Source organism: Terrabacter aerolatus, from assembly GCF_007991735.1.
GTDB lineage: Bacteria > Actinomycetota > Actinomycetes > Actinomycetales > Dermatophilaceae > Terrabacter > Terrabacter aerolatus.
This window is the reverse complement of the sequence record NZ_BJYX01000002.1, coordinates 17114-29925: the sequence shown is the minus strand read 5'-3', so window position 1 is coordinate 29925 and position 12812 is coordinate 17114. Positions and strand designations below refer to the sequence as shown.

Here is a 12812-nt window from a genome sequence, read left to right as displayed (position 1 = left end):
CACGTGAGCGACCGCAGCGACCGAGGCGACCGAGGCCACACCGCCGAGACGAACCCCGACGGCCCGAGGGAGCCCTACGGCGTGGGGCCCGCCTACCCCTCGTCCCACACCCGCTTCACCAACGACACCCCGGGGCGGTATGCCGTGACGCCCGCTCCCGCGCCGAGCGCTCCCGTCGCCCCCGCCGAGGGGTCGGGCCCCGCGGACTCGGCGTCCTCCCCGGCAGGGCCCGCCGAGGACCCCTACTACGCCCCGAGTGCCGAGTTCACCGTCGCCGAGGGCATCCGCGACGTCGGCATGGTCTTCCTCGGCGCCTCCCTGACGGCCGGCTACGGCGACCCCAAGGGCCTGGGCTGGGTCGGTCGCGTCGTCGCCCGCACGCAGCATCCCGACCTCGACCTCACCGCCTACAACCTCGGCGTGCGCGGCAACACCTCGGGCGACATCGTGTCGCGCTGGGCGTCCGAGTGCCACCCCCGCTGGAAGGGCCGCACGGAGCGTCGGCTCGTGCTCAACGTCGGCACCAACGACGTCCTCACCGGCATGACGATGGCCCGTTCCCGGCTCAACCTCGCCAACGTCCTCGACGAGGCGACCAACGCCGGGATCGGCGTCTTCGTCGTCGGCCTGACGCCGACCCTCGACGTCGAGATGAACCGCAAGATCGAGGCCCTCGCCGAGGCGCAGGCCGACGTGTGCTCACGCCGTGGCATCACCTACGTCGACTGCTTCCGCCCGCTCGCCACCCACGACCAGTGGATGGCAGATCTCGCCGCGAGCCCCGACCGCGCCCATCCGGGACAGGCCGGGTACGGCCTCATTGCCTGGCTCGTGCTCCACAACGGGTGGAACGACTGGCTCTCGCTCAGCTGATCCGGCCGCCGGGGCCACGGCCCTGGGCGTCGTCAGGGTCTCCGGTCCGCTCGGCAGCGTCGTCCGTCGCGTCGCGGCGGCCGGGGGCCGACACCGCGGCCGCGATGCTCGCGACCGCGACGACCGCCACGGCGAGCGCGACCGGCGTGCGACCGGACTCCTGCAGCGACCACGCCACCGGCAGCAGGAGCGCGTTCCAGAGCACCGTCGGCGTCCGGGGCCAGTCGGCGGCGCGCGCCCAGCCGCGGGCCAGGGCGAGCAGGCCCACCCCGAAGACGAGGATCAGGGCGCCGGAGGTGGCTGCGCGGGTCAGGTCCTCTGTGGCGCCCGTCACCATCTCGTAGACGTAGAAGCCGGTGAAGCCGAGCACCGCCACGGCCTCGACCAGCGTGAGCAACCCTGCCGCGCGGTGGGATCCGCGAACCACGCGGGTCGAGGACGTCGATTCGGTCACGCCACCAGCCTAGCGATGCCGTCGTCGTGACCCGTCGCGGCCGGGCTGACGGGCGGCTCGCAGCCTCGAGGTATGGAACTGGGAGCCGACTGCCGATAGACTCAGTCCTTGGTGTGATCGGCGCCCAAGGCGTTGAACACGGACATGGTCTCTGGTCACACTGGATCATGGCCCGCAACGCGTACGGAACATCTTCGTGCGCGTTTCCGTTGGTCAGGGGGTCATCCCCCAGGACACGACGACACCATGACTTGGCTCCGACAACGACGCTGGCGCCCCGCACATGCACCGCGACCGACACCCGGACGCCGGTGCGAACCGACATACATGAAGGAGCACGCCACATGGATTGGCGCGACCGCGCTGCCTGCCTCGAGGCCGATCCGGAGCTGTTCTTCCCCATCGGGAACACCGGCCCGGCCATCCTGCAGATCGAGGAGGCGAAGGCCGTGTGCCGGACCTGCCCGGTCATGGACACCTGCCTCAAGTGGGCCATCGAGACCGGCCAGGACGCCGGCGTCTGGGGCGGCCTCTCCGAGGACGAGCGACGCGCCCTGAAGCGTCGCAACGCCCGCGCCCGCCGCGCCGGCTGACCTCTCGACCACCCCTCCGCACGACAACCGTCCGCGAGCCCGGTGACCGTCACGGTCGCCGGGCTTTTGGGTGCCCGCGCACGCTGCGCGCCGCGGTCCCACGTGATGGCTCCGGGCCCGTGGGTGGCCGCCCCTCAGCTGACGGGACGCAGCGTCGCGGTGAAGCGGGCCCGGGTGCCGTGCGGCACGAGCGGCTCCCACGTGATGCGGCCCCCGAGGTCGCCGACGAGAGACTGGACGATCTGCGTGCCCAGGCCCGACCCGGGTCGCCGTGCCGGGTCGATGCCCTTGCCCTCGTCCTCGATCGAGACGGTGAGCCTCGTCTGACCCCGGTCGTCGGTGACGCGCTCGATGGCGATGCGGACCTCGCCGCCGGCGTCCCCGAGACCGTGCTCGATGGCGTTCTGGACGAGCTCGCTCATGATCATCGCGAGCGACGTCGCGTCCTCGGCCCGCAGCCGCCCGAACGAGCCGCGGGTGACCGTGTGGACCGGTGCGCCGTTGGCCGACACCTCGACGACGGCGTTGAGGCCCCGCTGGGCGATGGTGTCGAAGTCGACCGTCTCGTCGAATCCCTGGCTCAGCTGCTCGTGGACCATGGCGATGGTCCCGACCCGGCGCTCGGCCTCCGCCAGCGCGAGCTTGGCCTCGCCGTCGGGCAGGCGACGTGACTGCAGGCGCAGCAGCGCGGCGACCGACTGGAGGTTGTTCTTGACGCGGTGGTGGATCTCCCTGATCGTCGCGTCCTTGGTCATCAGCTCGCGCTCCCGGCGCCGCAGCTCACCGACGTCACGCATGAGCACGATGGCTCCGAAACGCTGGCCCGCCTCGGTGAGCGGGATGGCCCGCATCGACACCGTCGTCCCACCGGCCACGACCTCGGTGCGCCAGGGCTGGCGCCCGGTCACGACGAGCGGCAGCCCCTCGTCGACCGGGGAGGACTCCCGGACGTTGTCGGTGACAATCTGCGCGAGGCTCGCACCGACGACCTCGCCGAGGTGCCCGAGACGGTGGAGCGCCGAGACGGCATTCGGGCTCGCGTAGGTGACGACCCCGTCGACGTCGAGCCGGATGACACCGTCACCGACGCGGGGCGCACCGCGTCGCAGCCCGGTCGGGGCGCCGCTGTGCGGGAACTCTCCCCCGGTCACCATCCGGCAGAGCGCGTCGGCCGTGGCCAGGTAGGTCAGCTCGAGCCGGCTGGGCGTCCGCGTCGTCCAGAGGTTCGTGTGGCGCGTCATGACGGCGACGACGTGGCCCCCGCGGACGACCGGGATGTACTCCTCGCGGACCGACTGGTCCGGGCCCTGCTCGTGGGTCACGACGACCTGCCGCACCCGCAGGATGCGCTGCTCGGACGCGGCCTCGTCGAGTAGGTCCCGCGTGCGTCCCGGGTCGGCGACCCGGCCGACCTGGTCGTCGACGAAGACGAGCTGTCCGGTGGTGGGTCGCACGTGGGCCACGGCCTCCCACCGCTCGCCCGTCGACCTGACCCAGAGCACGAGGTCGGCGAACGAGAGGTCGGCCACGAGCTGCCAGTCGCCGACGAGCAGCTGCAGCCACTCGACGTCGTGGTCGGGCAGGTTCGTCCGGCCGCGCAGGAGCTCGCTCAGGGTCGCCACGCCACGAGCCTAGTGAGACTCACGCCGACCACGGGTGGGCACCCCCGCCATCCGAAGGGCTGCCCGGCTCCCTCACGACGAGATCGCCGGGTCGAGGTGGTGCGTCGTGGCGTTGCGCGACGGCGCACCTCGACCCGGCAAGCCAATCATCGGGTCAGGTGCGTGAGCCCGCGGTCTTCGTGGCTGCCTTCTTCGTGGCTGCCTTCTTCGTGGCTGCCTTCTTCGTCGCAGCAGCCTGAGTCGTCGCTGTCTTCTTGGCCGCTGTCTTCCTGGCCGCTGTCTTCCTGGCCGGGGTCTTCTTCGCCGGCGCCGACGTCGGCGCCGCCGTGGTCGTCGGTGCGGGCTGGTCCGGCGAGGCCGTCGGCGCGGGAGCCGGAGCCCCCGACGAGGCGGGCTTCGTCACGGTGCGCAGGGTGCGCAGGGCGACCGAGAGAGCGGCGATGCCGGCATGGCTCATCCGCTCGATCCCGCCGAGCGCCGCCCGAGCCCGACCCAGCGCGTCGGCGTTGAGGTCGGACCACTCGGCGAGGCGAGCCGCTGCGTCGTGGTCGGCGCTGCTGACCTCGAGCACCGAGCGCGTCAGGATCTCGAGCACGGCGTAGAGGTCGTCACGCAGGGCGCCTCGGGCCATGGCGTCCCAGCGGTCGTCGCGGGGCAGCATCGTGACCCTCGTGAGCATGGCGTCGATCGAGAAGGTCTCGGAGGTCAGGAAGTAGACCCCGACGACGTCGTCGAGCTTCTCGCCGGTGTCCTCGGCGATCTCGATGCAGTCGAGCAGCGAGTAGAGGTCGAGCAGGGACGCGGCGCCGAGGGCGAGCTCCTCCGGCACCCCCTTGCCCTCGAGCTCTCGCGCCCGACGGGTGAGGCGGGTGCGCTCGCTGCCCTGGAGCAGCTCCCCGATGCGACCGGAGAACGCCTGGATGCCGGGGCGGAAGCGGGCGACCTCCGCCGCGATGTCGAGCGAGGCGGGACGCGAGGTGAGGAACCAGCGCACCGACCGGTCGATGAGCCGGCGGAACTCGAGGTAGAGCGCGGTCTGCGCCGCGGTGCTCACGACGTTGTCGGTCTCCTCCACGCGGCGCACGAACCCTGCGAGGTCGAACACCTCCCGGCACACGACGTAGGCGCGCGCCACCTGCTCCGGCGACGCCCCGGTCTCCTCGCCGGCCCGGTAGGCGAACGTGATGCCGCCACGGTTGACCATCGAGTTGGCGACCGCGTTCGTGATGATCTCGCGCCGCAGCGGGTGGGCCGCGATCTGCTCGGCGTACTTGCCCCGCAACGGCTTCGGGAAGTACTCCGCCAGCGTCGTCTCGAACCAGGGGTCGTCGGGCAGCGACGTGGTGATGAGCTGGTTCTTGAGGTAGAGCTTGGCGTAGGCGACGAGCACCGAGAACTCCGGCGACGTCAGGCCGAGACCGTCCTTCTGGCGACGGGCGATGACGGCGTCGCTCGGCAGGAACTCGAGCGAACGGTCGAGGTCGCCCTCGGCCTCGAGGAACTGGATGAGCCGCTCGTGCACCCCGAGCATCCCGTGCTGCTGCGCGCGGGCGTTGCCGAGCAGGACGTTCTGCTCGTAGTTGTCGCGCAGCACCTGCTCGGCGACCTCGTCGGTCATCGACGCGAGCAGGGTGTTGCGGCGCTTCGTCGTCAGCTCGCCCGAGCGGGTCAGCTCGGTGAGCAGGATCTTGATGTTGACCTCGTGGTCGGAGGTGTCGACCCCGGCGCTGTTGTCGATGGCGTCGGTGTTGACCCGCACGCCCGCGAGCGCGGCCTCGATGCGGCCGAGCTGGCTCGCCCCGAGGTTGCCACCCTCACCGACGACCTTGCAGCGCAGGTCGCCGCCGTTGACGCGGATGGCGTCGTTGGCCCGGTCACCGATCTCGCCGTTGGTCTCGGTGGCCGCCTTGACGTAGGTGCCGATGCCGCCGTTCCACAGCAGGTCGACCGGCGCGAGCAGGATCGCCTTCATCAGCTCGGCCGGCGTCAGGCTCTTGGTGTTGGCCCGCAGGCCCAGCGCCGCGACCATCTGCGGGCTGACGGGCACCGACTTCGCCGACCGGGGGAAGATGCCGCCGCCCCTGCTGATGAGCGACGCGTCGTAGTCGGCCCACGACGACCCCGGCAGGTCGAACATCCGTCGGCGCTCGGCGTACGAGGTCGCGGCGTCGGGGGTGGGGTCGACGAAGATGTGCCGGTGGTCGAAGGCGGCCACGAGACGGATGTGCTCGGACAGGAGCATGCCGTTGCCGAAGACGTCGCCGCTCATGTCGCCGACGCCGACGACGGTGAACTCCTGCGTCTGCGTGTCGACGCCGAGCTCGCGGAAGTGGCGCTTGACCGACTCCCAGGCACCGCGGGCCGTGATGCCCATGCCCTTGTGGTCGTAGCCCGCCGAGCCGCCCGAGGCGAAGGCGTCGTCGAGCCAGAAGCCGTAGTCGGCCGAGAGCCCGTTGGCGATGTCGGAGAACTTCGCGGTGCCCTTGTCGGCGGCGACGACGAGGTAGGTGTCGTCCTCGTCGTGGCGCACGACCCGGCGCGGCGGCACGGCCTGGCCCGACACGAGGTTGTCGGTGACGTCGAGCAGGCCCGAGATGAAGAGCTTGTACGAGGCGATGCCCTCGTCCAGCCACGCTGCCCGGTCGACGGCGGGGTCGGGCAGCTGCTTGGCGTAGAAGCCGCCCTTGCTGCCGGTCGGCACGATGACGGCGTTCTTGACCATCTGGGCCTTGACGAGGCCGAGGACCTCGGTGCGGAAGTCCTCGCGCCGGTCGGACCAGCGCAGACCGCCGCGGGCGACCTTGCCGAACCGCAGGTGGACACCCTCGACGCGGGGGCTGTAGACCCAGATCTCGAACATCGGGCGGGGCGCGGGCAGGTCGGGGACCTTCTTGGGGTTCAGCTTGAGGGACACGTACGGCTTGTCGTGCCCCGCCTCGTCGGGCTGGTAGAAGTTCGTGCGCAGGCTGGCGAGGATGACCCCGAGCAGCGCCCGGACGATGCGGTCGTGGTCGAGGCTCGCGACGTCGTCGAGGGCCTCCCGGATGCCGCTCACGATGTGCTTCTGGCGCGCCGCACGCTTGTCGTGGCCCGAGTCGGTGTCGGGGAACGCGTCGGGGTCGAAGCGCGCCTCGAAGAGCTCGACGAGGCTGCGCGCGATGCCGGTGTTGGCCGCGAGAGCCGACTCGACGTAGTCCTGCGAGAACGTCGAGCCCGTCTGGCGGAGGTACTTCGCGACGGTGCGCAGGATGACGACCTGGCGCCAGGTCAGACCCGCTGCCAGCACGAGGGCGTTGAAGCCGTCGGACTCGGCGCGGCCGTCCCAGACGGCCCGGAAGGCCTCCTCGAAACGCCCGCGGACGTCCTCGGCCACGGCGGCGTCGCCGGAGCCCCAGGTCTGCACGTCGGCGCACAGGCCGAAGTCGAAGATGTGCAGGGTGCGGCCGTCGGGCCCGGGCACCTCGTAGGGACGCTCGTCGGTGACCTCGACGCCGAGGTGCGTGAAGAGCGGCAGCACCTGGGTGAGGGAGAGGTCGGCCCGGCGGTAGAGCTTGAAGCGCCGCTCCCGCGGGTCGTCGGAGACCGGGTCGTCGTAGAGGTGGAGCCCCGTCGTGCGGTCACCGTCACCGAGCGCGTCGATGCGGTCGAGGTCGTCGACCGCCGTGGCGACGTCGAAGTCCTCCTTGTACGCCTCGGGCAGGGCCTTGGCGTAGGCCGCCATGGTGCGCGCCGCCCCCTCGAGCCCACGCGCCTCACCGAGCGCCTCGGAGAGGTCCTCGTCCCACGTGCGGGTCGCGTCGATGACGCGCTGCTCGAGGGCCACCTCGTCGACCTCGGGGATGTCGGTACCGGCCGGCATACGCACGACGAAGTGCAGGCGGGCGAGCGTGGACTCGCTGACCCGGGTCGTGTTGTCGATGTTCTCGCCGCCGAACGCGTCGAGGAGGATGGCCTCGATGCGCAGGCGCACCGTCGTGTTGTAGCGGTCGCGCGGCAGGTAGACGAGGCACGAGACGAAACGCCCGAACTCGTCGCGGCGCAGGAAGAGCTTGGTCTTGCGGCGCTCCTGCAGGTGCAGGACGCTCGTCGCGATCTCGGCCAGCTGTGTCGGGCTCGTCTGGAAGAGCTCGTCGCGCGGGTAGGTCTCGAGGATCTGCAGGATGTCCTTGCCCGAGTGGCTGTCGGCGGACAGGCCGGTCAGGCGCAGCACCTCCTGGGCGCGCACGTCGAGCAGCGGGATGTCGTGGATCGTGTCGTTGTAGGCGGCCGAGGCGTAAAGGCCGAGGAAGCGCTGTTCGCCGACGCACTCGCCGCGCGCGTCGAAGCGCTTGACCGAGATGTAGTCGAGGTAGACGTCGCGGTGGACCGTGGCCCGCGAGTTCGCCTTGGTGATGATGAGGATGCTCGAGTCGCGCGCAGCCCGGCTGGCCGCCGGGGTGAGCACGAGCCCCTTTCCGGCGGAAGGCCGGTCGTAGCGCAGCAGGCCGAGGCCGGTGCCGGGCACCTGGCGCGAGACGTCCTTGCCGTTCTCGTGCGCCAGGGAGTACTCGCGGTAGCCGAGGAAGGTGAAGTTGTTGTGCGCGAGCCACTCGAGGAAGCGTCCGGCCTCGCGGGCGTGGTGGGGGTCGGTGCCGGGCGGGGTCGCCGACCGCAGCTCGCTCGCGATGGTCAGGGCGTGGGCCCGCATCTTGGGCCAGTCCTCGACCGAGTCGCGGACGTTCTCGAGGACGTGGTGCAGACGCGCCTCGACGTCGGGCAGCCCGTCGTCCGGGAGGCGGTCGATCTCGAGGTGCATCCACGACTCGCGGACGAGGCCCACCGAGCTCGACCGCACGGTGGTCGAGCCGTCGGTGATGACCGACTTGAGCTCGCCCGTGATGTCACGGGAGACCGTCATCTGCGGGTGGACGATGAGGTGCACGCCGCGGTCGAAGCCGCCGAGCGCCGCGACGACCGAGTCGACGAGGAAGGGCATGTCGTCGACGACGACCTGCACGACGGAGTGACCCGTGGACCAGCCCTCGTCGTCGGCCTTGGGGTTGAAGGCCCGCACGTTGAAGGTGCCCACCTGACGCTGCTGCGCGAAGGCGCGGTGCTCGGTGGCGATCGTCGCGAGCTCACGAGCCGGACGGGCCAGCAGGTCCTCGGTGGCCACGAGGCGGTAGTAGGCGCGGAGGAACTCCTCCAGCTCGCCGGGCGCCGCACCTCCGGATCGGCCCCGCCCACGGCGGGGGACGGGCGCCACGGCCGCCGCGGCGGCCTTCATGACGTCGATTCGAGACTGTTCGAGTGACGCTGACATGCGGTAGTCGGATTCCTCACCGTGCGGCCTGTGCGGCGACACGTCGTTGTGCCGCGCATCTCACGATGTGAGCCTATCGCCGTCCGTCGGCACGCCCGAACCGGCCCGCCGCCGGGCACCGACACGTCGGGGAGGCCGCCGCGACGCCGGTGGAGAACTCGGGGCGAGGTGACGGGGAGTCCCTAGAGTGGTGGCATGACCGACGGGAGCCCGGGGGCGGGTGCTGCGGACCCAGCGGTCCTCCGGACGCTCACGACCGCCCGCTCGGCGACCCGGACCATGTCGGACGAGCTGCTGACGCACCTGCCCGACCTCGGCGACCTCCCGACCCAGCGTGTCCTCGACACGTGGGTCGAGCAGGCGGCCGACACCCTGCGTGCCCTGTCGGAGGCGCTCGAGGAACGGCTGCTCGAGCTCGGTTCCGGGCGGCCGGGCCGGCACAGCCCACCGTCGCAGGGTGACGGGTCCCCCTCCGCCGCAGCCGGTTCCACGGCGCGGCACGGTGGTGTCCGATGACGTTCTCCCCGGGCGACGTCGGCTCCACCTCGGCCCTCGGAGGAGCGCTGCGCACGCAGGCACGGCGGCTGGCAGACCTCGTCGTCGACCTCGACGCGACCGCACGACGCGCCGGACGTACCGGCTCCCCCGACGCCACGGGGACCGAACGCGACCTCGTGGCCCGGGCCGCGACGGAGCTCGACCGCGTCGGTGGACTGCTCCAGTCGTGGACGACGACCGCGGTCGAGTCGGCGGCGCGCGTGCGCACCCTCGAGCCGGCGCTGACCCGCTGTGACCTCGTCATCGACGGCCAGCTCGTCGTCGAACGCTCCGGCCCGAGCCGGGTGGAGCCGGCCGAGCGGCTCGCCGAGCGCGAGCGGCTCCAGGAGCTGCTCAACCGGGTGACGGCGGTGCGTTCACGGGAGCAGGCCCGGCTGCGCCGCGAGCTAGAGGCGTCGACGGCCACGCTCGCAGCGCTCTCGGACCGGGCCCGCTCGGGCGCCTGAGCACCCCGCCGGGAGCGTGCGGCCCTCGTCGTGCGCTTCGACGGCCGACTCGACCTGCTCGACCTGCTCGACCTGCTCGACACACGTCCTCGCCCGCGGGCTCGCGTGCAATAGCGTTGCGACCATGAAGATCTCCGAGACGATCACGTATGCCGCGCCGCCAGAGGCCGTCTACGCCATGGTCACCGACCGGGCGTTCCAGGAGCGCAAGTGCGTCGAGGCCGGCGCGCAGCGGCACGAGGCCGCGGTCAGCCCCGCCGGCGACGGCGCCCGCGTCGTCACCAAGCGCGACCTGCCTGCCGACGACCTGCCCGACTTCGCCAAGTCGATCGTCGGCCCGACCCTCTCGGTGACGGAGACGTACGAGTGGGGTGGCGCCGCCGGTGACGGCACCCGCACCGGCACGCTCACCGTCGAGGTGGCCGGGGCCCCGGTCGCGATGCGGTCGACGATCCGGCTCGCGCCCACCGGGGGCGGCACGCAGATCACCATCGACGGCGACCTCAAGGCCTCGATCCCGCTCTTCGGCGGGAAGGTCGAGAAGGCCGCGGCCCCGGCCGTCATCGACGCGATCCGCAGCGAGCAGCGCACCGGCAACGCCTGGCTCGCCGAGCACGCCTGACCCCTCGGCCCGGCTCGACGCTCGACCACACCACCCCACTGCCCGCCGAGCCGTCTTCACGACCTGACGCCCCTCACGCCGCAGGGCCCGCCTCCACTCGGAGACGGGCCCTGCGGCATACCTGGTCGGGCGATCAGCCCATGTGCGGGTAGGCGTGGTTCGTCGGCGGGACGAACGTCTCCTTGATCGAGCGGACGCTGGTCCAGCGGAGCAGGTTCTGCGCAGCGCCGGCCTTGTCGTTGGTGCCCGAGGCGCGGCCCCCGCCGAAGGGCTGCTGGCCCACGACGGCGCCGGTCGGCTTGTCGTTGACGTAGAAGTTGCCGGCGGCGAAGCGCAGGCGCTTCGTGGCGTCGGCGATGGCGCGCCGGTCCTGGGCGATGATCGAACCGGTCAGGCCGTAGGGGGCGAACCGCTCCATCTGGTCGAGCACGGTGTCGTACTGCGCGTCGGGGAAGACGTGCACCGACAGGATCGGGCCGAAGTACTCGGTGCGGAAGGACTCGTCGGCGGCGTCCTTGATCTCGAGGACCGTCGGGCGCACGAAGTAGCCCACGGAGTCGTCATAGGTGCCTCCGGCGACGACGTCGATGCCCGTGGTCGCGTGGGCCCGGTCGATGGCGTCCTGGTGCTTGGCGAAGGCGCGGTCGTCGATGACGGCGCCCATGAAGTTGGACAGGTCGGTGACGTCGCCCTGGCTCAGGCCGTTCGTGATGTCGACGAGGTCGCCCTTGATCTGCTTCCACACCGAGGCGGGGACGTAGGCCCGCGAGGCGGCGGAGCACTTCTGGCCCTGGAACTCGAAGGCGCCGCGGATCATCGCCGTGCGCAGCACGGCCGGGTCGGCGCTCGGGTGGGCGAGGATGAAGTCCTTGCCGCCGGTCTCGCCGACGAGGCGCGGGTAAGTGCGGTAGCGGTCGAGGTTGGTACCGACCTCGTGCCACAGGTGCTTGAACGTCGGCGTCGAGCCGGTGAAGTGGATGCCGGCCAGGTCGGGGTCGCGCAGGGCGGCCTTGCTGACGTTGATGCCGTCGCCGGTCACCATGTTGATGACGCCGGGCGGCATGCCGGCCTCCTCGAGCAGCTCCATCGTCAGCTGCGCCGCGAGCTGCTGCGTCGGGCTCGGCTTCCAGACGACCGTGTTGCCCATGAGCGCGGGGGCCGTGGGCAGGTTGCCGGCGATGGCCGTGAAGTTGAACGGCGTGACGGCGTAGACGAAGCCCTCGAGAGAGCGGTAGTCCGAGCGGTTCCAGATGCCCTTGGCGTTGAGCGGCGGCTGCTGCTCGAGGATCTGGCGGGCGAAGTGGACGTTGATGCGCCAGAAGTCGATGAGCTCGCACGCGGCGTCGATCTCCGCCTGGTAGGCCGTCTTGCTCTGGCCGAGCATCGTCGCGGCGTTGAGCCGCGCGCGCCACGGGCCGGAGAGCAGCTCGGCGGCCTTGAGCAGGATGGCGGCGCGGTCGTCGAAGGACAGCTCGCGCCACATCGGGGCGGCGGCCTTGGCGGCGTCGACGGCCGCCTGGCCCTCCTTGACGGTCGCATTGCGCAGCGTGCCGAGCACCTTGCGGTGGGCGTGCGGCTGGCGGACGGCGATCTTGCGACCCGTGCCGACGACGCGCTCGCCGTTGATCGTGTGGGGCAGCTCGGTCTGGGTCGACCCCAGCTCGGCGAGGGCGACCTCGAGCGCGGCTCGCTCGGGCGAGCCCGGCGCGTAGTCGAGCACCGGCTCGTTGGCCGGTGCGGGCACGTGGGTCACGGCGTCCATCAAGTCTCCTGCGGTTGGCACGGGGTCTCGCCCGACCGGGCGAGCGGGATGGCCCGCCTCGTGGGCGGAGCCACCCCATCGTTCCATGCCTGCAGGAGCCCTCGGGAGCCCTGACCCGTCAGTGCAGGACCGGGATGCCCCACGGGTAGAGGAAGGACTCACCGCGTCCAGCGGCCATCGCGGCGCGCACGTGGTACCACAGCGCGGCCACGACGGCGACGAACCACACGATGAGGGCGATCGGGATGAGGATGACCGTGAAGAACATGATCCAGCCGGCGATGATCGCGACCCAGACGGCCAGGTTGAAGTTGAACGAACCGGCGGCTGCCTGGCGGACGAAGGCGCTCCTGTCCTTGTAGATGGCCCAGATGACGAGCGGGCCGACAAAGCTGAGCCAGCCCACGGAGACGATCGCGGCGACGATCGCGGCGAGGTGCCCGAGGACGGCCCACGTGCGCTCGTCGCTCGTCGGCGTCAGGGACTGGCCAGACGGGTCGGGAATCGGTGATGTCATGACCCCATCGTCGCGCGGACCGGTCCGGTCGCGCTGCTGGGGAGTTCCCTGAGCCGACCCTGA

General features: G+C 71.5%; 10 protein-coding genes. 5 read left to right on the top strand and 5 right to left on the bottom strand.

Annotated features, from left to right (window positions below; translation table 11 throughout):
* Window positions 1-3 precede the first annotated feature (3 nt).
* Window positions 4-873, top strand: coding sequence for a GDSL-type esterase/lipase family protein (locus TAE01_RS02500; RefSeq protein WP_147063098.1), 870 nt, complete (start codon window positions 4-6; stop codon window positions 871-873).
* Here TAE01_RS02500 and TAE01_RS02495 read toward each other — a convergent pair.
* On the bottom strand, window positions 866-1327 hold the full coding sequence (locus TAE01_RS02495; RefSeq protein ID WP_186815014.1) for a hypothetical protein: 462 nt from the start codon (window positions 1325-1327) through the stop codon (window positions 866-868). The two genes, TAE01_RS02500 and TAE01_RS02495, sit on opposite strands and share 8 nt — an antisense overlap.
* A 344-nt stretch (window positions 1328-1671) precedes the next feature.
* On the opposite strand from TAE01_RS02495, the gene TAE01_RS02490 reads away from it, so the two are divergent.
* On the top strand, window positions 1672-1920 hold the full coding sequence (locus TAE01_RS02490; RefSeq protein ID WP_142177174.1) for a WhiB family transcriptional regulator: 249 nt from the start codon (window positions 1672-1674) through the stop codon (window positions 1918-1920).
* 134 nt (window positions 1921-2054) lie between these two features.
* On the opposite strand, the gene TAE01_RS02485 is transcribed toward TAE01_RS02490, so the two are convergent.
* The gene (locus TAE01_RS02485; RefSeq protein ID WP_147063096.1) at window positions 2055-3542 is read right to left on the bottom strand and encodes a sensor histidine kinase; all 1488 of its coding nucleotides are present in this window, start codon (window positions 3540-3542) and stop codon (window positions 2055-2057) included.
* Between the two features lie 154 nt (window positions 3543-3696).
* Window positions 3697-8808 carry an NAD-glutamate dehydrogenase gene (locus TAE01_RS02480; protein WP_147063094.1) on the bottom strand — a complete coding sequence of 1704 codons (5112 nt, stop codon included), beginning with the start codon at window positions 8806-8808 and terminating at the stop codon, window positions 3697-3699.
* Between the two features lie 231 nt (window positions 8809-9039).
* Between TAE01_RS02480 and TAE01_RS02475 the strand changes: the two genes are divergently transcribed.
* The 3 genes from TAE01_RS02475 to TAE01_RS02465 all read left to right on the top strand — a co-directional run bounded on the left by TAE01_RS02475 (window position 9040) and on the right by TAE01_RS02465 (window position 10470).
* On the top strand, window positions 9040-9360 hold the full coding sequence (locus TAE01_RS02475) for a hypothetical protein (protein WP_147063092.1): 321 nt from the start codon (window positions 9040-9042) through the stop codon (window positions 9358-9360).
* Window positions 9357-9848, top strand: coding sequence for a hypothetical protein (locus TAE01_RS02470; protein WP_147063090.1), 492 nt, complete (start codon window positions 9357-9359; stop codon window positions 9846-9848). The genes TAE01_RS02475 and TAE01_RS02470 overlap by 4 nt, the downstream gene beginning before the upstream one ends.
* A 124-nt stretch (window positions 9849-9972) precedes the next feature.
* Entirely contained in the window at window positions 9973-10470 is a 498-nt protein-coding gene (locus tag TAE01_RS02465; protein ID WP_147063088.1) for a DUF2505 domain-containing protein, read from the top strand.
* A 133-nt stretch (window positions 10471-10603) separates the two neighbouring features.
* Here the strand turns inward: TAE01_RS02465 and pruA are convergent, their stop codons facing one another.
* On the bottom strand, window positions 10604-12232 hold the full coding sequence (pruA, locus tag TAE01_RS02460; protein ID WP_147063086.1) for an L-glutamate gamma-semialdehyde dehydrogenase: 1629 nt from the start codon (window positions 12230-12232) through the stop codon (window positions 10604-10606).
* A gap of 118 nt (window positions 12233-12350) precedes the next feature.
* Window positions 12351-12749: a DUF4870 domain-containing protein gene (locus TAE01_RS02455; RefSeq protein ID WP_147063085.1), complete on the bottom strand. Its 399-nt coding sequence runs from the start codon at window positions 12747-12749 to the stop codon at window positions 12351-12353.
* Window positions 12750-12812: the final 63 nt, after the last annotated feature.